The following is a 25,776-nucleotide window of genomic DNA, read 5'->3' as shown; positions in this document are numbered from 1 at the left end:
ATCACCAAACGCACGCGGGGAGGGCGCACCCCGGCTCCGCCGGATGGTATGAGCCCGGGATGATTCACTCGGTGCTCATCCCCGTGGACCTCCTCCCGAACTCGGAGCGAGTGGTGGAGCGGACCGCACTGCTGCCTCTCGCCGCGACCGCGAAGGTCACCCTGCTGCACGTCGTCCCGAAGCTGGGCCTGCGGCGAGCCGGCCAGCATGTCGAAGAGGATGCGCTCAAGGCGCTCAAGACGCTCGGCAGGAAACTGGCGCGAGCGCTCCCGCGGAAGGCAGAGCTCACCACCGTCGTGAAGACCGGCACCCCCCACGTCGAGATCACCCGGCACGCCCGCTCCCTGAAACCCGAGTTGATCGTGATGGGGCGGGTGGGCAGCCGCGCCTTCCGCGAGCTCTTCATCGGCTCGACGGCGGAGCGCATCATCCGGCAGGCGCTGCTGCCCGTGCTGGTCGTGCGTCTTCCGGCGCGAGGCCCCTACCAGCAGCCGCTGTTCGCGCTGGAGGACGACCCGGCAGCCCAGGAGGTTCTGGCCTTCGGGCTCCAGATGATTCCGGAGCCGCGCCCTCCGCTCGCCCTGGTGCACGCCTACGATCCGCCCCTCCAGGGGCTCGTCTATCCGAGCCTCTCGCCGGAGACGTTGATGGAGCACCGGCGGCACTACCATCAACAGGCCATCCATCGCATGGCCACGCTGCTGAGCATCGCGCAGCTCTCGGGGCGGATTCCCGGGCTCGAGGAGGCGAGCTGGAAGCACTACGTGCGCTACGGCTCGCCCCGGATGGTCATTCCGAAGACCGTCACCCAGAGGGACGCCGATCTCCTGGTGCTCGGAACCCAGGGCCGTTCCGGTGTCGCGCATGCCTTCCTGGGGACCGTGGCGGGGGATGTGCTGCGGGAAGTGCCCTGCGATGTCCTGGTCGTTCCGCCCCGCCACACCCCGAAGGGCCGGACGCGGAAACTCCGCCGCGCTAATCGATGAAGTGGCGCGTGCGAGGGGGCTTCGTCCGGGTCAGGTCGTTCTCCCGGGTCCGCTCCCACAGCGGCACGCCCATGCGGAACGCGGCACGGGCGATGAGCTGGGCGGCGACCGGGATGATGGCGAAGGTGAAGATGAGGGTGAGCAACACCAGCGCCACGGTGTTGAGGCTCCCCATCGCCACCACCGCCCCGCCCAGCAGTCCGCCGAGGCCGATGGTCGCGGCCTTGGCCGTCGCCTGCATGCGCATGAAGAGGTCCGGCAGCCGCACCATGCCCAACCCCGCCAGCAGCATCCCCAGCGTGCCGAACACCAGGAAGAACGCGGTGATGACTTCCCTCATGACTCCTCCCCTTCTCCAACGTCCTCGGGGTCACCACTGAAGAGGTAGCGGGCGATGGCGATGGTGCTCAGCGAGCTGATGATGGCCAGCACCACCCCCACGTTCAGCAGGCCCGGCTCCTCGATGAGCACCGCATACGCGGCGATGCCTCCCACGAACTGCAGGGAGATGAGGTCCATGGCCACGACCCGGTCCGGCATCGACGGCCCGCGCACCAACCGGTAGAGCGAGAGCAGCGCCGACACCCCCAGGACCACCAACACGCCCCGCAGCAGAATCTCGAACCAGCCGCTCATCGCAACACCTCGAGTAGCGGGCGCTCCATGTGCTCCCGCGTGTTCTGGATGAACTGCTCCCGGGTGGTGGTGAACATCACATGCACGTAGAGCACCCGTCTGTCCCGCGAGACATCCAGCCCCAGGGTCCCTGGAGCGAAGCTGACGATGAGCGTGAGCAGCGTTATCTCCATGTCCGTGCGGGCCTCCATCTCATAGGCGTAGATGGACGGCTGGTTGTTCACGCCCGGAGTGAGGATTTCGTGGGCGAGCCGCCAGTTGGCGGAGAGCACGTTCCAGAGAACGAGCGCCAGCAGGCGGCCCACGTACAGCAGCTTCAAGGCATAGGGCGAGGCGCCGGGCTGTGTGGTGGCGAAACCCAGCAGGAGCAATCCCACGCCGAAGCCGATGGCCAGGTTGGTGGGGGTGATTTCATCCAGCATGGCGGCCCAGAGGAAGGCCAGGATGACGTTCCACAGGAAGGTGCTCATGCGCCGCCTCCCAACGAGGCCAGGATGTAGGCGCTCGGATTCAACAACTGTTCCGCCACGGCATCCGCCAGCGCGAACAGGGGACGCGCCCCCAGGCCCAGCGCCACCATCAACAGCGCCAGCACCACACAGGGCCCCAGCAGCGCCGCCGGGCCCGCGTCTCCCCGCGCCTCCTGGAGCGGTGGTTTCCAGAAGGCCTCGCGCCACACCTTCATCATCGAGTACAGCGTGAGCAGCCCCACGGCCGCGGCGGTGCCCGCCACCAGCCACGCCTCGCCCAGCAGCGCCGCGCGGATGAGCGCCATCTTCGCGAAGAAGCCCGAGAACGGAGGGATGCCCGCCAGCGAGAGGGCGGGCACCAGGAAGAGCGCCGCCACCAGCGGGTGGGAGCGCGCCAGGCCGCCCATCCGGGCCAGGTCATGCGTGCCCGACACCCGCCACGTCACCCCGGTGACGAAGAAGAGCGCGGACTTGGCGAAGACGTAGTGCACCCAGTACGCGATGGCCGCCGCCAGGGCCACCCGGGAGAACAGCGCCAGTCCAGCCAGCAGGTAGCCAATCTGGCTGATGATGTGGAAGGAGAGCAGCCGCCGGAAGTCGTACTGGGCCACCGCGCCCAGCACGCCCGTCACCATGCTGAGCAGCGCCATGGCCAGCAGCACCCGGTGGGTGAAGGCCGTGTCCCCCGGGTAGAGCAGGGAGAGGGTGCGGAAGAGGGCGTAGACGCCCACCTTCGTGAGCAGCGCGGAGAAGAGCGTCGTCACCACCACCGGGGGCGTGTGGTACGAGGCCGGCAGCCAGAAGAAGAGCGGGAAGGCCCCCGCCTTCAGCCCGAAGACGATGAGCAGCAGCATGGCCGTCACCGTCACCAACCCCGGGTACTCCGCCTTGGGCAGCCGCCGCGCCAGCTCTGCCAGGTTCAGCGTCCCCGCCAGCCCGTAGAGCAGTCCCAGCGCGGTGAGAAAGAGCGCCGAGCCCAGCAGACTGAGCGTCACGTACTTGAGGCAGGCCTCCAGACGCGCCCTGCCGGCCTCCAGCGCCAGCAGCACGAACGAGGCAACGAGCATCACCTCGAACCAGACGAAGAGGTTGAAGAGGTCCCCGGTGAGGAAGCTGCCGCACACCCCGGCCACCATCACCAGCACCAGCGGATAATGGGCCCCGGCCTCCTGCCGCGGCTCCAGCGAGCCCGCCGAGTACACCACCCCCGCCAACGCCATCATCGCCGAGAGCAGCACATTCAGCGCGCCGAGCAGGTCCGCCACCAGGGTGATGCCCAGGGGGGCCTCCCAGTTGCCCACCTGCAGGGCCAGGGCACCGGCGTGCCACACCTCCCACAGCAGCAACGCGGCCCCCCCCGTGAGGCCGCACGTGGCGGCCAGCGCCAGGACACGGCGCGGCCCGGCCCGCCGTGGCAACAACAGACACAGCGTGGCGGCGCTCAGGGGCAGGAGGATGGGAAGGATGAGGAGCGCGCTCATTCACCGGGCGGGGGGGAGGAAGAGGAGGAGGAGGAAGAGGAGGAGGAGGAAGAAGGGGGGGCCTCGTTGAGCATCCCGTCCATGTCGTCGCTGCCCATCGCCTGGTCGGTGCGGTGCACCAGCACCAGCAGCAGCGCCAGCATTCCGAAGTTGATGACGATGGCGGTGAGGATGAAAGCCTGCGGCAGCGGATCCGCCATCAAGTGCATGGGCGGCACGCCGCTCGGCGGCAGCAACGGGGGGTGGGCACGCGTCACCCGGTTGGTGACGAACAGCGTCAGGTTGGTGGCACTCCCGAGCAGGACCAGCCCCAGCGCCAGCCGCACGGCGCTGCGGCGCAGCAGGGAGTAGATGGCGGCCGAGTAGAGCACGCCGATGCACAGCACCAGGGCCGACTCCATCAGATGCCCCTCCTCTGGTTGTCTTCCTCTTCCTCGCTGCCCTTCTCCATGGAGAGGATGAAGCAGAGCGCCGTGCCGAAGACGACCAGGTACACCCCCAGGTCGAAGAGCAGCGGTGTGCCCAGGTGCACCTGGCCGCCCCAGGGCGCCGGCACGTACGTCCACAGCCCGGTGAGAAAGGGCCGGCCCAGCAGCATGGGAAGCGTGCCGCTGCCCATCATGATCAGCAGCCCCACCGCCATGAGGACCACCGGGTGGGCCCACACCACCCGCTGCACCGTCTTCACGCCGTAGGCGATGAGGTAGAGGATGAGGGCGGAGACCGCCAACAGCCCGCCCACGAAGCCTCCGCCCGGGGCGTCGTGCCCACGCACCAGCAGCACCAGCGACAGCAGCAACAGCACGGGCGTCATCATCCGCGCCATCGTGCGCAACACCACCGGGTTCATGCCCGCCTCCTTTGCCGGGGTTTGCGAAAGAGCAGGTAGACGCCGAGGCCCGCGGTGGCCAGCACGGCGGCCTCCCCCATCGTGTCGAGGGCCCGGAAGTCCACGAGGATGGTGTTGACGATGTTCAGCCCGTGGGCCTCCCGGGCACTGCGGGCGGCATAGATCGCGGCCAGCTCGGTGTGACGCGGCTGGGCGGTGATGTTCATCATGGCCCAGGTGATGAGGCCGCCAGCCGCCACCGCCAGGAGCGCATCCCAGCGGCGCGGTTGGTCCTCCCGGTGGGCCGGCACCGGAAAGCGCGAGAAGACGAGCGCGAAAAGGATGACGGTGAGCGTCTGCACCACCACCTGCGTCAGCGCCAGATCCGGTGCGCCCAGCAGCACGTACACCATGGCTTCGCTCAGGCCCACCACGCCCAGCGCGATGACGGCGGTGAGCACCGACTTCATCCGGATGGCCACGAAGGCGGAGACCACCAGCAGGACGAGCAACACCGCCTCGTACAGGCGCAGCTCCTCCCGCGGAAATTCGATCCACCGGACCCGGGAGACGAGCACCAGGGCGAGCAACCCCACCAGCGTGGCCACCGTGACGAAGGTGTAGCGGTGCAGCGAGCCATTCTGCAGCACCCGCGTCTGGACATCCGCCAGCCGCATCAGCCCGGAGATGGACAGGTGGTACAGGCGCTCGGCGCCCCAGCGCTCCAGGTGCAGGGCACTGAGTGTCCGCCGCAGCGGGACGCGCAGCGCGAAGGCCCCCGCTCCCAGCCCGAGACTGGCGGCGCTCAGCCCCAGCGCCGGCGTCAGCCCGTGCCAGAGCGCGAGCGGCGCGGGGGTCCCCTCGGGGCCGGCGATGTCACGCGCGGCACGGGCCAGCAGCGGCTCGGCCAGGCCCGGCATCAGGCCCAGCACCAGTCCGCAGACCGCCAGCAGCAGCGCGGGTCCCCAGAGGGCGGGGCCGGCCTCGTGTGCCCCCTGCCCGCCTTCACGCGGGAGACCCAGGAAGAGGCGCACCCCCACGCGCAGCGCCGTGCCCACCAGCAGCACGAAGCCCAGCGCCACCCCCACCGCCAGCCCCCACCCGCCCGGCGCATGCAGGGAGGCCTCGTAGACGAGCTCCTTGCCGATGAAGCCGAAGAAGGGCAGCACCCCCGCCATGGACAGCGCCGCCAACCCCGCGGCGGTGCCGGTGAAGGGCAGCGCCTTCCACAGCCCGCCGAGCCGGGGCAGCTCGCGCGTGCCCGTCCCGTGGTCCACCGCTCCCGCCATCAGGAAGAGGGCGCCCTTGTAGAAGGCATGCGCCACCAGGTACGCCACCATGGCCCGGGCCGCCTCGGCCGTGCCCAGCCCCAGCAGCAGCACCAGGGTGCCCAGCGCGCTCACCGTGGCGTAGGCCAGCACCCGCTTGAGGTCCGTGAAGCCGAAGGAGAGCAGCGCGCCGCCCACCATCGTCAGCAGCCCCACGGACACCAGCGTGCCCTGCCACACCTCGGTGCCACCGAGCGCCGGCGAGAGGCGCGCCAGCAGGTACACGCCCGCCTTCACCATGGTGGCCGCGTGCAGATAGGCGCTGGCGGGGGTCGGCGCCGCCATGGCCCCGGGCAGCCAGAAGTGGAAGGGCACCTGGGCGGACTTGGTGAAGGCCCCGCCGAGCACCAACAGCAGCAGGGGCAACGCCAGCGGACCCTCGCGCAGGGCGGGCCCGGCCGCGTGCAGCTCCGAGAGGGTCGCCGTCCCGGCCACCCACCCCATCAACAGCAGCCCCAGCAGCAGCGCCTGGCCTCCGAGGAACGTCACCAGCAGGGCGCGCAGGGCCGCCTCGCGCGCCTCTGCCTCCTCACTCTGGAAGCCGACGAGGAAGAAGGAGCTGATGGTGGTGAGCTCCCAGAAGACGAAGAGGAGCAGGGTGTTGTCGGCGAGGACGAGGCCCAGCATGGAGGCCATGAAGAGCAGGAGCCATCCCTGGAAGCTGCCCAGCCGGGGGTGCTCCTTCAGGTAGTCCCCCGCGTAGAGGACGATGAGGGTGCCCAGCCCGGTGATGAGGAGGGCCATGAGCATGCTCAAGCCATCGGCACGCAGGGTGAGCGCGATGCCCAGCTCGGGCACCCAGGGGACATGGAGGCCGGGCGGCGTATCGGAGAGGGCCGCCGGCACCAGGGTGGCGAGCCACACCGTAAGGCCCAGCGGCACCAGCGCCAGGACGAGGCTCGAGCCCTTCCGGTTCACGCCGACGGCCACGGGGGCAAGAGGAGCGGCGGCGAAGCCGATGAGGAGAAGGGCGAGCAGGTTCATGGAGCGTGGGGGACGGCGGGGCCAAACGGGAAGATGGCACTCCAGACCCATGCGACAACGAACCAGATGCGCACCTGCTGGGAGCCGTACACTTGGAGCCGGAAGCCTCACGTGGATTGTCCGAAGGCCACCAGGCGGTGGGCTCCACGGCTTGCCCGATGAGGTACGTCCTCCCCTTGCCAGCGGCGGGGGCTCCCCCGCACACTGCGGTCCTTCGCGAGGAGCGCCAGGGCCGGGCGCCCCCGCCTGGAGGCCGTCGTGAGGCGCTGGAATGGATGGGGACACGCCGCCGTCAGCTACCCGCTGCCGGACACCACCGCGGCCGTCCTCGCGGAACGTATCGGGCCCGGTACGCCGCCCCGGGATGCCTCGCTGGCCGAGGTGCTGGCCTCGGTGCCTCCCTCCCGGCTGCCACCCCACCCGCTCGTCTCCACCGAGCCCGGGCTCCGGCTGCGCCATGCGCGCGGCCAGAGCTTTCCCGACCTCATCGTCCTGCGCAGCGGGCGCGTCCCCGCCTTCCCGGATGGGGTCGCCCTCCCCCGCGACGCCGAGGAAGTGCGTGCCCTGTTCGCCTATGCGCGCGACGCGGGCGCCCGCCTCATCCCCTTCGGCGGCGGCACCAGCGTCGTCGGCCACGTCAACGTCGCGCCCGGTGACGCCCCCATCCTCACCGTCTCCCTCGAGCGTCTCCAGCAGCTCCATTCGCTCTCCGAGGAGGACCGGCTCGCCACCTTCGGCGCCGGGGTGAGCGGACCCCGGCTGGAGGAGGCCCTGCGCACCCGCGGCTACACGCTCGGGCACTTCCCCCAGTCCTTCGAGCTGTCCACGCTCGGCGGATGGATCGTCACCCGCTCACGCGGGCAGCAGTCGCTCGGCTACGGGCGCATCGAGAACCTCTTCGTGGGAGGGCGGCTCGAGTCCCCCGCCGGCTCCGTGGTGCTCCCCTCCTTCCCCGCCAGCGCCACCGGGCCGGACCTGCGGGAATTCGTGCTCGGCTCCGAGGGGCGCCTGGGCATCCTCACCGAGGCCACGGTGCGCATCTCCCCGCTGCCCGAGCGCGAGGACTTCCACGCCCTCTTCTTCCCCGACTGGGAGCGCGCCCGCACCGCCGTGCGCGAGCTGGTGCAGAGCGGCACGCCCCTGTCCATGCTGCGGCTGAGCACGCCCCAGGAGACGGCCATCAACCTCGCCCTGGCCGGCCACCCCCGCATGGTGGGGCTGCTGTCCGGAGCCCTCTCCCTGCGGGGCGTGGGCTCGGACGGCTGCATGCTGGTGCTCGGCGTGTCCGGGAGCCAGCGCGGCGTGGAGTTCGCCCGGCGCACCGCCCTGGGCCTCGCGGGCCGGCACGGCGGGGTGCGCGTGCCCCTGCTGGGACAGAAGTGGCTCAAGGGCCGCTTCCGTGCCCCCTACCTGCGCAACGCCGCCTGGGAGCGCGGCTGGGGCGTGGACACCGTGGAGACGGCCACCTCCTGGAGCAACGTGCCCCGCCTGCTCGCCGCCGTCGAGGAGTCCCTGCGCGGGGCCCTCGCGGACCAGGGCGAGCGGGCACTCGTCTTCACGCACCTGTCACACGTGTACCCAACGGGCTCCAACCTGTACACGACGTTCATCTTCCGGTTGGGGAAGGATGCCGAAGAGACCCATGCACGCTGGCTCGCGCTCAAGACCGCCGCCAGCCGCGCCATGGCCGCCCACGGCGGAACCATCAGCCACCAGCACGGCGTGGGCACGGACCACCGGCCCTGGTTGGAAGCGGAGAAGGGCGCCCTCGGCGTCTCCGCCATCCGGCAGATGCTGGGAGCATTCGATCCCACGGGCCTGCTCAACCCGGGCAAGCTCGTCTGAGCACAGGCAGTAGGGGGGAGTCGCCACACCATGTCCGCATCGACTGAACGAGAGACGCTCTGGGGAGCGCTGGCACGGCCCTGGGATTTGATCATCATCGGAGGCGGCATCACCGGCGCCTCCGTGCTGCGCGAGGCCACCCGCGCCGGGTTGAAGGCCCTGCTCGTCGAGCAGCGCGACTTCGCCTGGGGCACCTCGAGCCGCTCCAGCAAGCTCGTCCACGGAGGCCTGCGCTACCTCGCCAACGGGGATGTGCCCATGGTCCGCCAGTCCATCCGCGAGCGCCAGCGGCTCATGGCCGAGGGCAACGGACTGGTGGTGCCCCTCGACTTCATGCTCGCCAGCCACCCCAAGGAGGGCGGCAGGCACTGGCAGGGCCGCGCCGGCATCTTCGTCTACGAGCTGCTCACCGGCAGGTGGCCTCGCGGCAACCACGCCACCTCCCGGCTGCGCGAGCTGGAGCCCTCGCTCGTGCAAGAGGACGGGCTCATCGGCGTGCCCTATGACGAGGCCTGGGTCGACGACGCGCGGCTGGTGCTGCGCATCCTCCGCGAGGCCGTGGCGGAGGGAGGCTCGGCGCTCAACCACGTGCGCGTCACCGGCCTGCTCCGCGAGGAGGGCCGCGTCGCGGGCGTCGAGCTGATGGACACCGTGGGGCAGCGCTCCGCCACCGTGCGAGCCCGGGCCGTCGTCAACGCCACGGGCGTGTGGGCCGACTCGGTGCGCGCGCACCTGTCCGCGGCGCCCAGGCTGCGCCCGCTGCGCGGCAGCCACCTCGTCTTCTCGTCCCAGCGCTTCCCGCTCTCGCACGGCATCAGCTTCCGGCACCCGCGCGGCGACCGCTTCGTGTGCATCATGCCCTGGGAGGACTCCACGCTCGTCGGCACGACGGACCTGGATCACCACCCCTCGCTGGACCAGGAGCCCTCCATCTCCCCCGAGGAGGTGGCCTATCTCATGGAGGCGGTGGAGTCCCGCTTCCCCTCGCTGCGGCTCACTCTCGACGACGTGGTGTCGTGCTACTCCGGTGTGCGGCCCGTCATCTCCTCCGGCGCGAGCGACCCGTCCAAGGAGTCCCGCGAGCACCTCGTCCTCGAGGAGGAGGGACTCGTCACCGTCACCGGCGGCAAGCTCACCACCTGCCGCGCCATCGCGCACGATGCCCTGCGTGCCCTCCGGAGCCGGATTCCCGAGCTGGCCGCGTTGAAGCCGGAAGGGCCCTTCCTCGGCACGGCGCCCTCGCTGGACGACGCGCCCCTCTCGCCCAAGGCCCGCATGCGCCTGCAAGGGCGCTACGGAGCGGAGGCACCCGCGCTGGTGGCCGCGGCCCATCCCGGAGAGCTGGAGCCCGTCCCCGGCACCTCCACGCTCTGGGCGGAGCTGCGCTGGGCGGCCCGCAGCGAGAGCGTCGTCCACCTGGATGACCTGCTGCTGCGGCGCGTGCGGCTGGGGTTGCTGCTGCCCCGGGGTGGCACGGCGCACCTGCCCGCCATCCGCGCCATCTGCCAGCAGGAGCTGGGCTGGGACGATGCGCGCTGGGAGTCCGAGGCCCGCGCCTACCTGACGCTCTGGCACAGCCATTACGCGCTGCCCGAGCGTCCCCGGCTGTCCGCGGTGAACGAGGTCCGGCTCACCACGTCCCAGGCGAATCCGGTGCAACTGCGGACGGTGAACCTCCCAGGAGGCCCCGTCCACTACGCCGACCATGGCGGGAGCGGGCCCACGCTGGTGATGCTGCACGGCCTGGGCGGCTGCCATCTCAACTGGCTCCCCGCCGCGCCCCTGCTGACGAAGCACGCGCGGGTACTCGCGGTGGATCTCATCGGCTTCGGGCGCACACCCATGGCCGGGCGCTCCGTCGGCGTGGCGAGCCAGCGCGAGATGCTCCACCACTTCCTCACGGAGGTGGTGGGCGGGCCCGCGGTGCTGGTGGGCAACTCCTGGGGCGGGCTGGTGGCGCTCGCCCAGGCGGCGCAGGCGGCGGAGACCACGGCGGGACTCGTGCTCGTCAGCCCCGCGCAGCCGCCCCCGCGCGGCACGCGGTTGGATCCGGTGCAGGCCGGACGGCTCGTGCTGCACACGATGCCGGGAGTGGGCGAGTACATGGTGTGGCGCGATGGCAGGCGCGGCGGTGCGCGCGGCTTGTTCATGGACCTGCTCACCCTCGGGTGCGCGGACGTGCGGCGCGTCCCCCGGGAGGTGGTGGAGGAGAACACGGCCCTCGTCGCCGAGCGCATGGAGCGCATGCCCCTGGGCCACTCCGCCAGCTACCTGCGGGCCACGCGCTCGATGATCCTCACGCTCCTGGGCCGCGGCCGTTTCGAGTCCTGGGTGCGTGGCGTGCGTGCCCCCACCCTGCTGATGCATGGCAGGCAGGACCGGCTGGTGCCCGTGGCCTCCTCGGAGGCCCTGGCCGCCCTGCGTCCGGACTGGTGCTTCGAACCCATGGAGGACGTCGGGCACGTGCCCCAGATGGAGGACGCGCCCCGCTTCGTCGAGCGGATGGTGCGCTGGATGGACGAGACCAGGGCCGCGCCGCTCCCCAGCGCGCTCGCTGTTCGTCAGGCCTGACGGTCATACTCCGGCCGCCCCTCTGTCACGGTGTCGTCACACCCTTCTTGGGAAAGAGGCGGCAGAGGGGGCTTCGCACATGCCGTCCGCCACACCGTCCGAGCCGTTCCGCCGTCCTCGCACCAACAAGGCCATCGTCGCCTACATGGTGCTGGTGCACGGGCTCGCCGCTTCCGCTTTCTGGCTGCCCTGGCCGCCCTACGCGCTCCCCGTGGCGCTCGTCATGTACGTGAGCATCGGGCTCGGCACCACGGTGGGGCTGCACCGGCTGCTCAGCCACCGCGCCTTCCACTGCCCGCGCTGGGTCGAGTACGCGCTCGTCACCGTGGCCATGCTCACCGGCCAGGGCAGCCCGCTGCTCTGGGCCGCCACCCACCGCATCCACCACGTCCACACCGACCTTCCCCAGGACATCCACTCCCCGCTGCGCGGCTTCTGGTACTCGCACATGGGATGGATCCTCGATGACGACTCGACGGAGCCCGAGGCGTGGCGGACGTACTGCCGGGACCTCGCCAGTGACCCCTACTACCACTGGCTGGTGCGCTACCGGATGGTGCCCCAGGTGCTCGCGGTGGTGCTCTTCGGCGTGACGCTCGGCTGGAGCCTGGTGCCCGCCTGCTTCTTCCTGCCCGTGGTGTGCTGGATGCAGAGCACCTACTGCGTGAACTCCGTCTGCCACGTGAAGGCCTTCGGCTTCCGAAGCCACGACACGCGCGACCTCAGCCGCAACGTGTGGTGGGTCGCCGTGCTCGCGCTCGGCGAGGGCTGGCACAACAACCACCACGCCTTCCCCGGCTCGGCGCGGCACGGCCAGGGCTGGTGGCAGTTGGACCCGGGCTGGGCCTTCATCCGGCTGCTGCGCTGGCTCGGCCTCGCCTGGGACGTGCGGCTCCCCGGCCAGCGCGCTCCCGAGGCCCAGCAAGAAGCCCCCACGGTCTGAGACCCTTCCTTCCAGAGAGGCAACCCCATGCGGATCGCCGTCATCTCCACCTATACGCACCCGACCCGGCAGCGCATCAAGGAGCCGTCCATCATGCAGTCCTCGGTGCCCGAGCTCATCGCCGGGCTCTGCCCCGAGGACGCGGAGATCGAGCTCTACAACGAGAAGGAGACGGACATCCCGCTCGACCGGGACTGGGATCTCGTCTTCTTCTCGTACCTGCACTCCTATTACGAGCACACCAAGGTGCTCTCCACGCTCTTCCGCCAGCGCGGCATCGTGACGGTGGCGGGCGGGCGGCACGCGAGCCACTTCCCCGACGACTGCGAGAAGTACTTCGACGCCGTCATCACCGGCGAGCCCGAGCCCAACGTCCCCGCGCTCGTGGCGGACTTCCAGAAGGGGGAGCTGAAGAAGCGCTACGAGCTGAAGTCCAAGGGCGTCACGGACATCCGGCCGTACCGTTACGATCTCATCGACTTCTCGCACAACAAGGTGCGCCTGCCCGGCATCGAGGCCTCGCGCGGCTGCCCCTTCAGCTGCAACTTCTGCGTGCTCACCGGGCACGAGCGCTACCGCTACCGCCCCGTCCCCGACGTCATCCACGAAATCCAGACGCGCATGCGCTGGAACAAGAACTTCCTCGGGCTGATGGATGACGCGTTCGTCTTCCTGGACAACAACCTGGGTGGCTCGCCCAAGTACCTGCGCGAGCTGTGCGAGGCGCTCCTCCCGCTGAAGAAGACCTGGGGCTGCGCGCTCACCTTCAACGTGCTCAAGGACGAGGCGCTGGTGAAGCTGATGGGCCGCGCCGGCTGCCGCTACATCTACACCGGCCTGGAGTCGCTCAACCCCGACTCCATCGAGGCCATGAACAAGGGCCAGAACAAGCTGTCCGAGGTGAACGCCGTCATCCGGCGCGCGTTCTCCAGCGGCATCCTGCTGTCCTTCGGGCTCATCGTCGGCTCGGACGGAGACACCAACGCGTACCTGGAGAAGGTGCCCCAGTACCTCGCGGACCTGCGCTACTTCTCCATCACCTTCCTGGGCATCGTCAGCCCCTACCCGGAGACGCCCTTCTTCCGCGAGGTGGCCTCCGAGGGCCGCCTGCTGCCCGGCACCATCAGCCGCGACTATGACGGCTACACGCTGTGCCACCGTCCGAAGAACCTGCACCCCTCGGAGGTGGTGGAGCACTTCCAGCGGCTGTGCCACACGCTCGGCAGCTTCTCCAACATCGCCCGGCACTACGGGTCCAAGCTGGCGATGAGCGACCTGCCCCGCTACCGCAGCACCATCCTCTTCTCGGGGCCGGAGATCCTGAGCATCCGCAACCCGGTGAAGAACACCGCACGGCGCTACATCGCCGGGATGGACCCCATCGAGGCGTGGGATGCGCAGCAGATGGTGCGGCTGGGACTCGAGCCCCAGCGCATCGGCCCGCCGGGCTCCGTGGCCCTGGCGGGCTGAGCCGCGGACGGACTACTTGCCGCCGGGCCAGCCGGGGGGCTCGGGGTACTCATGGAGAGGCCGGGCATGCCCTCCTGGATGGACTCCAGGCAGGCAGGCAGCGCCTTCCAACACGTGACGGCCCTCTCACGTCATACCCCGGATTGTGAGAATATACGCATCCCCCTGGTGTTGGTTTGACTTCAAAGTGGATCGACCATCACCGTTCACTCCGATAGAGTCGGGAGCCATGAATTTCGTGAGCCGGAAGCTGTGGATCGTCGGAGGAATGAGCCTGGCGCTGAGCGCGTGTGCGGCGAAGAAGGTGGCGCCGATGCAGCAGTACAGCCTGGGCATGGCCCGTGCGGACTACCGGGACTACATGGGAGCCCAGGCCAACATCTGTGACTCGGAGCCCCGCTGGCTGGCGGACGAGCTGAGCGCGATGAACGGCCTGATGACGCGCTTCCTGTCCTCGACGGAGCAGGTGAGCAACCCGCAGTCGGTGGATTACGCCCAGTCCGTGGAGCTGATCAAGGAGGCGTCGGGCTCGCTGGAGAAGGTGCTGACGGTGCACCAGGGCAACCTCCAGGCGCTGCAGAAGTGCGGCTTCGCGAAGTCCGGGGCGTTCCCGGACATCACCAAGCGCGGCACGGCGCTGATGGAGCAGTCGCGGGCGCGGCTGGCGGAGGGCGCCCAGCTCATCGCCCTGGAGGAGGCGCAGCGCAAGTGGCTGGAGGGGGCGCCGCAGCGGGAGCAGACGGCACGCCAGACGTGGTGCGCGAAGACGCCCGAGGTGGGCAGTACCGACCTGTACTACGCGCGCAAGTACATCGACGGCAGCACCGAGTGGCTCTTCTGCGATGGCCACGTCGTCCAGTCCTCCAAGGGAGGCGAGCCGTCGCTGCTCTCGCCCGAGGGCCTGAGCTGGAGGGATCGCCGCAAGGTGAAGCCGCCGCGCTACCTCGAGGCGGCCCAGAGCTACCCGGTGGAGGAGATGGACAAGCAGCCGGCGAGCCTCGCGGACCTGAAGCCTCCCGCTCCCGCGCCCGCGCCCACCGAGAGCACGGCCGCGGGCGGGAACTGAGCCCCGGCGCTACGGCGCGTACGTCACCACCAGGTGGTTGGCGGTGAGCACCATCCGGCGCGGCACGGCGTTGCCGCCCTGGAGGGTGAGATCGAAGGCGAAGGGCAGGCGCAGCACGCGCTCGTTCATGGCGTTGCGCAGCATGCCCTCCGCCTGGCCGTTGGAGTTGCTCTTGAGCTTCGTGCGCGAGGCATGGGCCCGGGCCACCAGGGCGTTGCCGCCGCTCAGGGACAGCTCCACCACGAAGTCCGCCACCACGCCGGAGGCCACGCCCGAGGTGAACTTGCGGACCTCGGCCTGGTAGGCCTTGGGGACGCTGCCGGTGTAGCGGATGTTCTCGCCCCGCATCTCGGCCCGGCAGGTGAGCGTGTTGAGCGGGCCGAAGCGCACGTCGGTGATGCGCTCGATGATGACCTCGCCCTGGAGCTTCTGATCGAAGTTGCGCGCGGCCATCCGCATGGGCAGCAGCTGCGAGGCCATCTGCTCCAGGGCGGCGGGCGTGTAGTACATGGAGAAGGAGCGCCCCGTCTTGCCGGGCGAGCGCAGCTCCTCGGTGTACTGGGAGACGGACTGGAGGGCCCGGTCGAGCGCCTCCTTCTCCTCGGTGAGGCGCTGGTGGTCCCGCTCCGCCGAGCGCAGCCGCGTGGCGGGGTTCGTGGCACAGCCGGCGCCCGAGAGGGCCCACAGCACCAGGAGGCCCAGGGAGAGGGCCCTCATGGACCCACCACCTTGCAGGTGCCCTGGGACACGCGCCAGGCGCCCGCCGTGCGGGGCGCGGCGAAGGTGGCCGTCATGCGGTGGAGCTGGCCACGAAGCTGGAACCGGGCATGGACGGCTCCTGATTGGGGCAGCCCCTGCACCTGCGCGTTGGCCGGAGCCACGCCCGCGCAGCCCAGGTTGCTCAGCCTGGCGGCGCCCTCCGCCTGCGCCACCACCTGGTAGGACTGCTGGAGCTCGGCCCTCTTGCGATCCAGCTCCGCGCGAAGCTCCGCGTTGCGCGCCTCCAGCTCGTCCGCGCGCCGCTCCGTGGCGGAACCCGAGGAAGCGCGCGAGCCGCTCCTGCCTGAAGCACACCCGGCCGCGCACAGCGCGAGCACGGGCAACCAACACCAGCGGGACATGTTCATGGTCCCGCCAGGGTACCACCACCCCTCACCCGCCCAGACGGGACAGGCGCTCGGCGAGGCGTGCATCGCCCCCGGCATCCAGGGAGCGCAGCAGGGCCGGCAGCGAGCTGCCTCCCGCGGCCAGGTGCCCCTCGAGGTGCGGGCGCAGCGTGCTCCAGCGCTTCTCCCAGCCCTCTCCCGAGGCACGGGGGCGCTCCTCCAGCAGCGAGCCCAGGCGCAGCGCCAGCTCGGGCTCCCCGAGCACCTCGGCCTGGCGGGACAGCAGCCCGATGGCGGCCTGGGCCGGCGCACCGGCGGGAGCCCGCTTCCACTGCTCCAGCGTCCGGAGGAAGGCCGAGGCGTCCAGCTCGGACAGCAGCTCCAGGGCCACCCACAGCGGCAGCCGCGGCTCGCCCCGGGGCGCCAGCACCTTCGCCATCAGCGACGTGAACACCGGGTCCAGGGCGGCGTGGCTGTCCGGGTCCACGCCCCCGAGCGCCCGGAGCGCGCGCCTCGCCCGGCGGGCCTGGAGCGCCACCTTCCAGCTCCGCCCTCCCACCCGCGAGTCGAGCGCGGTGAGCGCCTCGGCGGCCACCGTCACCTGAGCGGCGGTGGGCTTGCCCCCACGCACCCGGGGAGGCAGCGAGAGCTTCGGAGCGGCGGCGGCGGTGCCCTTCGCCCCCTTCTCCCCCTTGGCAGCCGGGGCGGACCCGGCGGACACCTCGTGGTAGCCCTCGCGCAGCTTCTCGGCCACCTTGCGCTCGTACTCGCGCCGGGCGCCCTCCTCGTCGGAGAACTCCTTCTCCTTGCGCTGCCCGTCGGTGCCCAGCCGTCCGTACACCACGATGAAGGTGTGGCCCTGGACCTCGGCCATCCAGAACTTCGCGCTGGTGCCCTCGACGAATTCGAACCTGCGCATGGTGCTGCCCCTCCCGTACCGGGTGTGCGGATGCGGGCCGGACGCTACTACGACACGGCCCCACCCGTGCGGCCGGAGCGTTAGCATCCCCCGCATGATTCGTTCAGCCACCCCCGCGGATGTCCCCGCCATCGCCCGGCTCATCCGGGCCCTGGCCGAGTACGAGAAGCTGTCCCATGAAGTCGTCCTGCGCGAGGAGGACCTGAACCAGCACCTCTTCGGCGAGCGGCCCTACGCCGAGGTCGTCCTGGCCGAGGACGGCGGGCAGGTGGTGGGCTTCGCCCTCTTCTTCCACAACTACTCCACCTTCCTCTCCAAGCCGGGCATCTACCTGGAGGACCTCTTCGTCCTGCCCGAGCAGCGCGGCCGGGGGCACGGCAAGCGCCTGTTGTCGCACCTGGCGAAGCTCGCCGTGGAGCGGGGCTGCGGGCGCTTCGAGTGGTCCGTGCTGGACTGGAACACCCCCTCCATCGAGTTCTACAAGTCCTTCGGCGCGGTGCCGATGAACGAGTGGACGGTCTTCCGTGTCACGGGGGACGCGCTGGAGCGGCTGGCCCGGGCGGCTTGAGCCCGGTTGCCCTCCATCCGGCCTGCCGCGGAGCGTCGCCGCGCATTGATTGCCGAATCGGTGAGACGATCCGTTCTCGCGTCCACGCGGGCGTGACATCCTGCGTGGGAGCAGCGTGGTAGCGAGGCCGCATGACGTCCTTCGATGACAAAGAGCGCCGCACCCTCGTGGGTGAGGGTGACGAGCGGCGCACGCTCGTGCCCGAGGAGCCCCGGCACACGGTCGTGACGGACGACCGGCGCACGGTGAACATCGGCACGGGGGACGTGAAAGGGCCTGGCTCCGGCGCCCTACCCCATGAGGCACCCACGCTCGGCCGGGGGACGCCCCTGGACCGGTACGTGGTGTTGGAGCCCCTGGGCGAGGGCGGCATGGGGATGGTGTACGCCGCGTACGACTCGGTGCTGGACCGGAAGGTGGCGCTGAAGCTGCTGCCGCCCGGAGATCCGGACGGAGGCCCCGAGGTGTCCTCGGGCCGGGCCCGGCTGCTGCGCGAGGCGCAGGCCATGGCCCGGCTGTCCCATCCCAACGTGGTGGCCATCTACGACGTGCACCAGCACGACGCCCAGGTCTTCATGGCCATGGAGCTGGTGGACGGCCAGACGCTGCTGCAGTGGGAGCGGGAGAAGCCGCGGAGCTGGAGGGAGCTGCTCACCGCCTACCTGGCCGCGGGCCGGGGACTGGCCGCCGCGCACGCCGCGGGGCTCGTCCACCGCGACTTCAAGCCCACCAACGTCCTGGTGGGCAAGGACGGCCGCGTCCGGGTGACGGACTTCGGCCTGGCGCGCCCGCACAACGCTCCCGCGGAAGCTCGGGGCCGACGTGCCGGCCCAGGACACCGGCCCCATCAAGGGGCACAGCCTGCTGGAGCTGAACCTGACGCAGCGGGGCGCGGTGATGGGCACGCCGGCCTACATGGCGCCCGAGCAGTTCCGCGGCGCCACCGCGGACGCGCGCAGCGATCAGTTCTCCTTCGCCGTGTCGCTGTGGGAAGCGCTCTACGGCGTGCGCCCCTTCGAGGGCACCTCTCCCAGCGAGCGCAGGGAGAACGTGCTGGCCGGGCGCATCAACCCCCCGCCGTCCTACTCCAAGGTGCCGCCCTGGGTGATGCGCGCCCTGCTGCGCGCCCTCGACACGGCGCCGGAGGCCCGCTACCCCTCGCTGGACGCACTGCTGGCCATCCTGGAGAGGGACCCGGCCCGGATGCGCCGCCGCGGGCTGGCGGCCGCGGGGCTGAGCCTGCTGGTCATGGGCTCGACCGCGCTGGCCTGGTCCTCCTGGCACCAGCGCCGGGCGCAGCTGTGCACCGGAGGCCCGGAAAAGCTGGTGGGCATCTGGGACGTGCCGCGCAAGACGGCCATCGAGAAGGCCTTCTTCGCCACGGGCCGGGACTATGCCCGTGACACCTGGGTGCGCGTGCGCGAGGCGCTCGACGTGTACACCCAGGAGTGGCAGGCGATGCACCAGGACACCTGCGCGGCCACCCGCATCCGGGGCGAGCAGTCCGAGGCCGTCATGTCCCTGCGCATGGCGTGCCTGGAGGGCCGCCGGCAGGAGCTGGCCGCGCTCACCGAGGTCTTCACCGACGCGGACGAGACGGTGGTGGAGAAGGCCATCTTCGCCACCAGCTCGCTGCGGCGCCTGTGGGGCTGCGCGGACGTGGAGGCGCTCATGTCCGAGGTGAAGCCGCCCGAGGACGCCACCACCCGCCGCTCGGTGGAGGCCGTCCGCGCGCAGCTCGCCCGCGTCAAGGCGCTCACCGAGGCCGGCAAGTTCAAGGAGGCCCTGGAGCTGGCCACGGAAGTCGCGCAGCGGGCGCCCACGCTGGGCTACTCGCCGGTGCATGCCGAGGCGCTCTTCATGCAGGCGTGGGTGCAGATCATCTCCGGGGAGAACAAGGGCGTGCCGCCGCTGCTCACCGAGTCGCTGTGGCTGGCGCACGCCTCGCGGCACGACACCATCGCCACCTCGGCCACCGTGCGGCTGATGGGCTACTACAACCAGCGGGGCCCGGTGGAAGAGGCCAGCCGCTGGCAGGCCTTCGCGCAGGCCTCGCTCGACCGGCTGGGAGAGAACGGGGAGCTGCGGGCCATCTACCACAACAACCGGGGCCTGGCCTTCTACCAGCAGGGCAACTTCCCCGAGGCGTACGAGTCCTTCGACAAGGCCTTCGCCCTGGCGGAGCAGACGCTCGGCCCGGCGCACTCGATGACGCTGCGCTACGCGAGCAACTCGCTGGCCGCGCTGGGCAACCTGGACCGCATGGACGAGTCACTGCGGGCCCTGGAGACGCTCGTCTCCGTGGGGGAGCGGAACCTGGGTCCGCTGCACCCGTTCCTCGTCCACCCGATGATGAACCTGTCGAACACGTATGTGATGCAGGGGCGGCTGTCCGACGCGCGCCGCATCCTCGACCGGGTGCGGGAGATCGTGAAGCGGGCCTTCCGCTCCAACTCGGAGGAGTGGGCGAACTACCACCTCTCGGCGGGCGAGCTGGACAGCGAGCAGGGGCGGGACGCCGAGTCGCTGGAGCACTACGAGGAGGCCGCGCGCCAGTTCCGGACGCTCACGGGCCCGGAGAGCGCGGAGGCGTTGCAGTCCCTGGTGCGGGTGGCCGAGGCCCAGATGGCGCTGGAGCGGCTGGGACAGGCCCAGCAGACCTTCCAGCAGGTGCTGGAGCTGACGAAGAAGGAGCCATCGCAGCAGCACCACATCCACACGCAGACGCTGAGCGGACTGGCGACGCTGCACGCGGTCCGGGGCCAGCATGACAAGGCGCTGCGGCTGCGGCAGCAGGTGCTGGAGCTGCGCGAGCGGTTCCTGGGAGCCGATCACTTCAACACGTCGCTCATCCGCATGGACATCGCCAACAGCCATCTCGAGATGGGCCAGCCGGCGAAGGCGCTCGCGCTGTTCGAGCAGGTGCGGGCCCTGTTCGAGAAGACGGCGGACCTGGAGTCGCCGGTGGGAGCGCTGCTGATGGCGGGCAAGGGCGAGGCCCTGCGCAAGCTGGGCAAGGCCTCGGAGGCCATTGCCCTGCTGGAGAAGGCGCTGCAGATCGTCGGGAACCACAAGGGCCGCCCGGAGTACCAGGCCACGGTGCAATCCGCGCTGGCCCGGTCGCTGAAGGACACGGGGCAGCAGCCGGAGCGGGTCCTGAAGCTGGCCACGGCGGCGCGAGCCACCTATGCCCGGACGCCCATCCTCCGCGCGAACGAACTGGCCCAGCTCGACACGGTGCTGAAGCGGTACGAGCCGAAGACGGCCCCCAACGCCCTGGCGCTTCCCGCGCCGCCGTAAGCACCAACCCAGGGAGGGTTCCGGCCGCGAGGGGGTGCAACTGGTCCGATGGTCGGACCAGTCTGAAGGGAGCGCGCCAACCACCCCTCTCCCTTCGGGAGAGGGACGGGGTGAGGGTGCCCGGGCCCCAGGTTGGACCCGTGCCCCCTCCGAGAACCGCGAGTCAGACCTTGGCCACCTGGCGCAGATCCGCGGTCGGAGCGAACCCCGGCGCACGGCGGTGCTTGGAGGCCTGCTCGTAGGCGAAGGCGAGACGCAGAAGCACGGGCTCGCTCCACGCACGGCCGATGAAGGAGACACCCACGGGCAGACCGGCCACATAACCAGCGGGGACGGTGATGCTGGGGTAGCCGGCGACGGCGGCGGGCGACGAGCTGCTGCCCAGCCAGTGGTCGCCGTTCACCAGGTCGATGAAGCCCGCCGGAGCCTGGGTCGGAGCGACGAGGGCATCGAGCTTGTGCTTCGCCATGACGGCATCGATGCCCTGCTCGCGCGACAGCTTCCGGCAGGCCGCGAGGGCCTTGAGGTACTTCTTGTCGGTGAGGGGCCCCTTCTCCTGGGCCTTGAGGAAGAGCTCCTGGCCGAACCAGGGGAGCTCGGTGTCGCGGTGCTCCTCGTTGAAGCGGATGAGGTCCGCGAGCGTCTTCAACCGGGTCCTGTCCCCGAGCCCGGCGAGGTACGCCTCGATGTCCGCCTTGAAGTCATAGAGGAGCACCTCCATCTCCGGCTCATCCAGCTTCGAGGCGGTGGGGATGTTGGCCTCATCGACGATGACGGCGCCCTGCGCCTTCATGAGCTCGAGCGCCTGCGCGACGAGCTTATCGGTGGCGGGGTGGTAGCCGAAGAAGCGCTCGCGAGGAACGCCGATGCGGGCGCCCTTCAAACCATTCGGGTCGAGGAACCGCGTGTAGTCCGCGTGCGCGTGGCCCTTGCTCGAGGCGGTCACGGTGTCGGCCGGATCAATGCCCGCGAGGACGCTCAGGAGCGCGGCGGCATCGGCCACGGTGCGCGTCATGGGGCCGGCGGTGTCCTGGCTGTGCGAGAGGGGGATGATGCCCGAGCGGCTCACGAGCCCGAGGGTGGGCTTGAGGCCGACGAGCGAGCTCGCGGCCGAGGGAGAGACGATGGAGCCATCCGTCTCGGTGCCGACGGACACGGCGCAGAAGTTGGCGGCGGTGGCGGCGCCGGAGCCCGAGCTGGAGCCCGAGGGCGTCCGGTCGAGGGCGTAGGGATTGCGGCACTGGCCACCGCGCCCGCTCCATCCGCTGGAGGAGTGCGTGGAGCGGAAGTTGGCCCACTCGCTGAGGTTCGTCTTGCCGAGGATGACGGCGCCCGCGGCGCGCAGCCGCTCCACGATGAAGGCGTCGCGCGAGGGGACGGCGCCCACGAGGGCGAGGGAGCCGGCGGTGGTCTGCATCTTGTCCGCCGTGCCGATGTTGTCCTTGATGAGGACGGGGATGCCGTGCAGCGGGCCGCGAGGCCCCTTCGCCTTGCGCTCCTCATCGAGCGCCGTGGCGATGGCGAGGGCATCCGGGTTGAGCTCGATGACGGACTTGAGCGGAGTGTCGCCCTGGCGATCCAGCTCCTGGATGCGCGCGAGGTAGCGCTCGGCGAGGCCGTGAGCGGAGTGGCGTCCCGACTGCATGGCGGCCTGGAGCTCGGAGACGGTGGCCTCCTCGAGCTCGAAGGAGCCGACGCTGGGAGCGGGAGCGGGAGCGGGAGCGCGCGCGGCGTTCCCCGGGGAGGGCTGTGCATGGACATCCAGGGCGGCCAGCGTGCTGGCGGCGGCGGCGCCACCGAGGAGCGCGCGGCGGCTCAGGCCCTGGGAGTTTCCGGGAGGAGGAGTGGGCTTCTTCATGGAGGGCGCCGAGTACAACAGCGGACGCGGGCGGCCACAACCCCGCCCACACCTTCCGTGCGAGACCGGGAGGGCGGCGAGCACCGCCCTCCCAGGCCCTCGACGAGGGGAACGCGGGTTACAGCGTCGTCAGGCCGTAGTACTCGGCCGACGCCTGGCCGGTGTTGCTCACGCCGCCCACCGCGAGCACCGTGCCGTCGCCGAGCAGGGTGGCGGTGTGCTGGTAGCGGTCCACATTCATGGCCGCCGTCACGCGCCACGTGCCCGTGGCCGGGTCATAGAGCTCGGACGTCGTCATGATGCCCGTGAGCGGGTGGTAGCCACCGGCCACCAGCACCCGGCCATCCGGGAGCACGTTGGCGGTGTGGAACTGGCGCGGGGAGCCCATGCCGCCCGAGACCGACCACGTGTTGCGGGCCGGGTCATACACCTCCGCCGAAGCACTCAGCGCCACGTCCAGGCCCGCGCCACCCGCGACCAGCACCTTGCCGTCGGGCAACAGGGTGGCGGTATGGGAAGCGCGGCCCGTGCCCAGGCCCGTCACGGCCGTCCACCTCCCGGTCGCCGGGTCATACAGCTCCGCGGAGGAGAGCGGGTGGCCGGAGGCATCGCCGCCGCCCGTCACCAGCACCTTGCCGCCAGGCAGCAGGGTCATGGTGTGGAAGGCGCGAGCCGTGTTCAGCCCACCAGTAGAGGACCAGGTGTTGGTGGCCGGGTCATACAGCTCGGCCGAGGCCAGCGTGGCGCTGTCGTACTCACCGGTGCGGCCACCGGCCACCAGCACCTTGCCGTTGGGCAGCAGGACCGCGCTGTGGTGATAGCGCTGGGTGTTGAGGATGCCCGCGGGCTTCCACTTCCCCAGGGCCGGCACGTACACCTCGGCGGTGGCGCTGGTGATGGGGCACACCCCACCGCCCGCGATGAGCACCCGTCCGTCCTGAAGCCGGGTGGCCGTGTGGCCCCGGTGCGAGCCCAGGGTGTTGCCCGTGGCGGACCACGTCCGGGTCTTCGGGTCGTAGACCTCCGAGGTGGTGTTGAAGCCACCGGCCACCAGCACGCGGCCATCCTCCAGCAGCGTGGCGGTGTGGAGCAGCCTCGGCAGGGCCATGCTGCCCGTCAGGCTCCAGCCACCGCCCCGGTCCTCGCACGAGCCGGAGGCGCCCGGAACGACCGTGACCGTACGGGACGCGCGGCCCACGTTGCCGGAGCCGTCCTTCGCCGAGTACGTGAGGGCATAGGTGCCAGCCACGCGGGTGTTGACGGAGCCGGAGACGGTCACCGCGGCCGACAGGTCCCCGTAGCACCGGTCGGTGGCCACCGCGCCCGGCTCGACGTAGGGCTTGCCACACTCGAGCGTCACCGAGGAGGAGCCCACCAGCGACACCTCGGGGGCCAGGGTGTCCCTCACCGTCATGGTGAAGGAGCAGGAGGCGACGTTGCCGCCTGGATCCTGGGCGAAGTGCGTGAACGTCTCCGTCTGGCCCACGATGACGGCGGGACCCGTGGTGGGGCCGCCGAAGATCGCACTGCAGTTGTCGCTGAAGCGCGAGACGGGGGCGTTGAGAATGGTGTGACGGTTGCCAGCGCACTCGGCCACGATGTTGTCCGGACAGGTGATGGCCGGCGGCGTGGTGTCCGCGACGGTCACCGTCCCCGCGCAGCTCGACAGCAGGCCGGACGGGTCCAGGCACGTCAGCCCCACGAGGTGCGAGCCCAGGCCCAGGGAGCCGACGAGCCCCTGGGTGCACTGCAGCGCGTCTCCATCCGGATCATACGAGCCGTCATTGACGGAGGGGACCACGGCGCTGCAGGTGGGTCCGGCCGGAAGGGTCACATCCTTGCACTTCGCCACCGGCGCACGGTTGACGGCGACGGACCGGCAGGAAGCGCTGCACGCGCCGGAGCCATTGGCCGCACCGGTGTCGCACTGCTCGCCCGGGTCCAGCGTGCCGTCACCGCACCAGCGCAGGCGGCACACGGACGAGCAGAGCGTGCCCGGCACGCCGTTGCTGGCGCCGGTGTCACACTCCTCGGGGTACTGCACCACGCTGTCGCCGCAACGCACGGGCGTGGCACCGCGAGCCAGGATGTAGGGCACCCCGTGCGAGCCGTCCGCGAAGTCCAGCGAGCCCGGCAGGCGCGCGCCGTACAGCGGATCCCTCGCGATGGCGAGCGGGGTGAAGTTGGCGGCCGGGAAGGAATCGAAGGCCTCGTGCACGGAGCAGGCCCACTTGGACAGGAGGGTGTCCGTCAGGCCCGTCAGCGCCGGGTGCGAGGCCACGATGTGCGCGTCGTCGTAGCAACCCACGCCCGTCACCGAGAAGGCGCCGAACGGCTCCAGCACCGGCACCGGCGTCCTGGGCTCGGCGTCGTGGTAGTAGCAGCTCAGGTTGATATACGCGCCCGTCCTGCCCTCCTGCGCGGCGGCGAACTGGACGGCGTTCTTCGTGACCTGATCCTTGTAGTGGTACACCGGATCCGTGCCCATGATGATGACGTTGCCGTCCACCACGGGGCCCCAGATGGCGCGGCTCTTCGACGCCGCGGAGATCAGACTCAGGCTGCCGCTGCACGTGGCATCCCCGAGGATGATGGCGCGGTAGCCCGCGAAGTCCGCCGAGCTCTTCGCGGCCCAGGCAGCATCGGAGACGACCTCCACCGTGTAGCCCAGGTTCCGGGCGGCCACCGCCTCCACGCTGCTCGTGCCACCCGTCACCGTCGCCGCCAGGATGAGCACCTTGTGGGTGCTGCCCAGTCCCCGCGGGCTCGTGCTCACGCTGTCCGAGTCCAGTGGCAGCTCGCCGCCACAGGCCGCGAGCCACAGCGCGCTCAGGGCCATCAGCATCCGGTAGCGGAGGCCGCTCCAGCTCTTCGGGGGGTTCTCAGACCGCATGGGTTCCCTCATGGTTCGGACGCGCCGCTCTGTGGCCAGCCGCCGCCTCGTTCCCGGCACTCCCGTCGGGGTCCAGGACAGCCGGAGCAGGCGGGCGGCGCAGTTGTACACCAGCGCTCGGGGCGGAAGACGCGGGGGCCTGCCCTGGATTCGAGGGCAAAGAAGAAATCCGGGTGAAGGCGGGGGCCGGCGAGGCCGGGAGCCGCTCCTGGAGCCCCTGGAGAGCGGGCAGGCGGCACCGGGCCCGCCGCTTGTTCCCCCCCGAACACATGCTCAGCTTTCGGGGGCGATGAAGACCTCACAGATGATTCCGGCCTGGGTCCTGTTCCTGCTCACTCCGATGATGGCGCTCGCGCAGATGGCGCCTCCCACGGACAGTCAGCGGGTGGACCAGTACGTCTCGAGCAGCCCGGCGCTCTGGTACTGGGTGGCGGTGCTCGTGGTGGCGGCGGCGGCCTTCGCCGTGGTGTCCGTCCGCCTGTCCAGGCGCAGGCAGCCGCCCCATCGTCCGAGCATGCCCTGA

At 70.7% G+C, this 25,776-nt stretch carries 21 protein-coding genes and 1 pseudogene; 10 read left to right on the top strand and 12 right to left on the bottom strand.

Going from position 1 to position 25,776, the window contains the following annotated elements; translation table 11 throughout:
• The first annotated feature begins 59 nt into the window (after nt 1–59).
• A complete protein-coding gene (locus ACN28I_RS40500; protein ID WP_420947239.1) occupies nt 60–986 on the top strand; it encodes a universal stress protein in 927 nt (308 codons plus the stop codon).
• Here the strand turns inward: ACN28I_RS40500 and mnhG are convergent.
• Genes mnhG through mbhE form a run of 7 tightly spaced genes read right to left on the bottom strand, consistent with a single transcriptional unit; the run spans nt 976 to nt 6,714 of the window.
• Complete coding sequence (gene mnhG, locus ACN28I_RS40495) at nt 976–1,326, bottom strand: monovalent cation/H(+) antiporter subunit G (protein WP_420947238.1); 351 nt, start codon at nt 1,324–1,326, stop codon at nt 976–978. The two genes, ACN28I_RS40500 and mnhG, sit on opposite strands and share 11 nt — an antisense overlap.
• The gene (locus ACN28I_RS40490) at nt 1,323–1,622 is read right to left on the bottom strand and encodes a monovalent cation/H+ antiporter complex subunit F (protein WP_420947237.1); all 300 of its coding nucleotides are present in this window, start codon (nt 1,620–1,622) and stop codon (nt 1,323–1,325) included. Before ACN28I_RS40490 ends, mnhG begins: the two co-directional genes overlap by 4 nt.
• Nucleotides 1,619–2,092 carry a Na+/H+ antiporter subunit E gene (locus ACN28I_RS40485; protein ID WP_420947236.1) on the bottom strand — a complete coding sequence of 158 codons (474 nt, stop codon included), beginning with the start codon at nt 2,090–2,092 and terminating at the stop codon, nt 1,619–1,621. The genes ACN28I_RS40490 and ACN28I_RS40485 overlap by 4 nt, the downstream gene beginning before the upstream one ends.
• Entirely contained in the window at nt 2,089–3,573 is a 1,485-nt protein-coding gene (locus tag ACN28I_RS40480; protein ID WP_420947235.1) for a proton-conducting transporter membrane subunit, read from the bottom strand. The genes ACN28I_RS40485 and ACN28I_RS40480 overlap by 4 nt, the downstream gene beginning before the upstream one ends.
• Complete coding sequence (locus ACN28I_RS40475; protein ID WP_420947234.1) at nt 3,570–3,974, bottom strand: NADH-quinone oxidoreductase subunit K; 405 nt, start codon at nt 3,972–3,974, stop codon at nt 3,570–3,572. The genes ACN28I_RS40480 and ACN28I_RS40475 overlap by 4 nt, the downstream gene beginning before the upstream one ends.
• Nucleotides 3,974–4,423: an MnhB domain-containing protein gene (locus tag ACN28I_RS40470; RefSeq protein WP_420947233.1), complete on the bottom strand. Its 450-nt coding sequence runs from the start codon at nt 4,421–4,423 to the stop codon at nt 3,974–3,976. The genes ACN28I_RS40475 and ACN28I_RS40470 overlap by 1 nt, the downstream gene beginning before the upstream one ends.
• The gene (mbhE, locus tag ACN28I_RS40465) at nt 4,420–6,714 is read right to left on the bottom strand and encodes a hydrogen gas-evolving membrane-bound hydrogenase subunit E (protein ID WP_420947232.1); all 2,295 of its coding nucleotides are present in this window, start codon (nt 6,712–6,714) and stop codon (nt 4,420–4,422) included. The genes ACN28I_RS40470 and mbhE overlap by 4 nt, the downstream gene beginning before the upstream one ends.
• A gap of 258 nt (nt 6,715–6,972) precedes the next feature.
• Between mbhE and ACN28I_RS40460 the strand changes: the two genes are divergently transcribed.
• The 5 genes from ACN28I_RS40460 (at nt 6,973) to ACN28I_RS40440 (ending at nt 14,609) form a co-directional block, all read left to right on the top strand.
• Nucleotides 6,973–8,559 carry an FAD-binding oxidoreductase gene (locus ACN28I_RS40460; RefSeq protein ID WP_420947231.1) on the top strand — a complete coding sequence of 529 codons (1,587 nt, stop codon included), beginning with the start codon at nt 6,973–6,975 and terminating at the stop codon, nt 8,557–8,559.
• Between the two features lie 30 nt (nt 8,560–8,589).
• Entirely contained in the window at nt 8,590–11,130 is a 2,541-nt protein-coding gene (locus tag ACN28I_RS40455) for an FAD-dependent oxidoreductase (protein ID WP_420947230.1), read from the top strand.
• Between the two features lie 79 nt (nt 11,131–11,209).
• Nucleotides 11,210–12,073 carry an acyl-CoA desaturase gene (locus tag ACN28I_RS40450; RefSeq protein WP_420947229.1) on the top strand — a complete coding sequence of 288 codons (864 nt, stop codon included), beginning with the start codon at nt 11,210–11,212 and terminating at the stop codon, nt 12,071–12,073.
• Between the two features lie 27 nt (nt 12,074–12,100).
• Nucleotides 12,101–13,543, top strand: a complete 1,443-nt coding sequence (locus tag ACN28I_RS40445; protein WP_420947228.1) for a B12-binding domain-containing radical SAM protein — start codon at nt 12,101–12,103, stop codon at nt 13,541–13,543.
• Nucleotides 13,544–13,772: 229 nt separating this feature from the next.
• On the top strand, nt 13,773–14,609 hold the full coding sequence (locus ACN28I_RS40440; protein ID WP_420947227.1) for a hypothetical protein: 837 nt from the start codon (nt 13,773–13,775) through the stop codon (nt 14,607–14,609).
• Nucleotides 14,610–14,618: 9 nt separating this feature from the next.
• Here ACN28I_RS40440 and ACN28I_RS40435 read toward each other — a convergent pair whose 3' ends face one another.
• Genes ACN28I_RS40435 through ACN28I_RS40425 form a run of 3 tightly spaced genes read right to left on the bottom strand, consistent with a single transcriptional unit; the run spans nt 14,619 to nt 16,634 of the window.
• A complete protein-coding gene (locus ACN28I_RS40435; RefSeq protein ID WP_420947226.1) occupies nt 14,619–15,326 on the bottom strand; it encodes a hypothetical protein in 708 nt (235 codons plus the stop codon).
• Entirely contained in the window at nt 15,323–15,730 is a 408-nt protein-coding gene (locus tag ACN28I_RS40430; RefSeq protein WP_420947225.1) for a hypothetical protein, read from the bottom strand. Before ACN28I_RS40430 ends, ACN28I_RS40435 begins: the two co-directional genes overlap by 4 nt.
• Nucleotides 15,731–15,761: 31 nt before the next feature.
• The gene (locus ACN28I_RS40425) at nt 15,762–16,634 is read right to left on the bottom strand and encodes a WGR domain-containing protein (protein WP_420947224.1); all 873 of its coding nucleotides are present in this window, start codon (nt 16,632–16,634) and stop codon (nt 15,762–15,764) included.
• Between the two features lie 94 nt (nt 16,635–16,728).
• On the opposite strand from ACN28I_RS40425, the gene ACN28I_RS40420 reads away from it, so the two are divergent.
• The 3 genes and pseudogenes from ACN28I_RS40420 to ACN28I_RS40410 all read left to right on the top strand — a co-directional run bounded on the left by ACN28I_RS40420 (nt 16,729) and on the right by ACN28I_RS40410 (nt 20,502).
• Nucleotides 16,729–17,202 carry a GNAT family N-acetyltransferase gene (locus ACN28I_RS40420; protein ID WP_420947223.1) on the top strand — a complete coding sequence of 158 codons (474 nt, stop codon included), beginning with the start codon at nt 16,729–16,731 and terminating at the stop codon, nt 17,200–17,202.
• 131 nt (nt 17,203–17,333) lie between these two features.
• Nucleotides 17,334–17,993: pseudogene (locus ACN28I_RS40415) on the top strand (serine/threonine-protein kinase); the annotation flags it as partial.
• A gap of 31 nt (nt 17,994–18,024) precedes the next feature.
• Nucleotides 18,025–20,502, top strand: coding sequence for a tetratricopeptide repeat protein (locus ACN28I_RS40410; RefSeq protein WP_420947222.1), 2,478 nt, complete (start codon nt 18,025–18,027; stop codon nt 20,500–20,502).
• A gap of 163 nt (nt 20,503–20,665) precedes the next feature.
• Here the strand turns inward: ACN28I_RS40410 and ACN28I_RS40405 are convergent, their stop codons facing one another.
• Both ACN28I_RS40405 and ACN28I_RS40400 read right to left on the bottom strand, forming a co-directional pair.
• On the bottom strand, nt 20,666–22,360 hold the full coding sequence (locus ACN28I_RS40405; protein WP_420947221.1) for an amidase: 1,695 nt from the start codon (nt 22,358–22,360) through the stop codon (nt 20,666–20,668).
• A 118-nt stretch (nt 22,361–22,478) separates the two neighbouring features.
• Complete coding sequence (locus ACN28I_RS40400; RefSeq protein WP_420947220.1) at nt 22,479–25,253, bottom strand: kelch repeat-containing protein; 2,775 nt, start codon at nt 25,251–25,253, stop codon at nt 22,479–22,481.
• 289 nt (nt 25,254–25,542) lie between these two features.
• Between ACN28I_RS40400 and ACN28I_RS40395 the strand changes: the two genes are divergently transcribed.
• A complete protein-coding gene (locus ACN28I_RS40395; RefSeq protein ID WP_420947219.1) occupies nt 25,543–25,776 on the top strand; it encodes a hypothetical protein in 234 nt (77 codons plus the stop codon).

This window comes from Archangium gephyra (assembly GCF_049060025.1).
Classification (GTDB): domain Bacteria; phylum Myxococcota; class Myxococcia; order Myxococcales; family Myxococcaceae; genus Archangium; species Archangium gephyra_A.
Note: the sequence above shows the minus strand (reverse complement) of the source record. Positions and strands in the feature narration are given on the sequence as shown.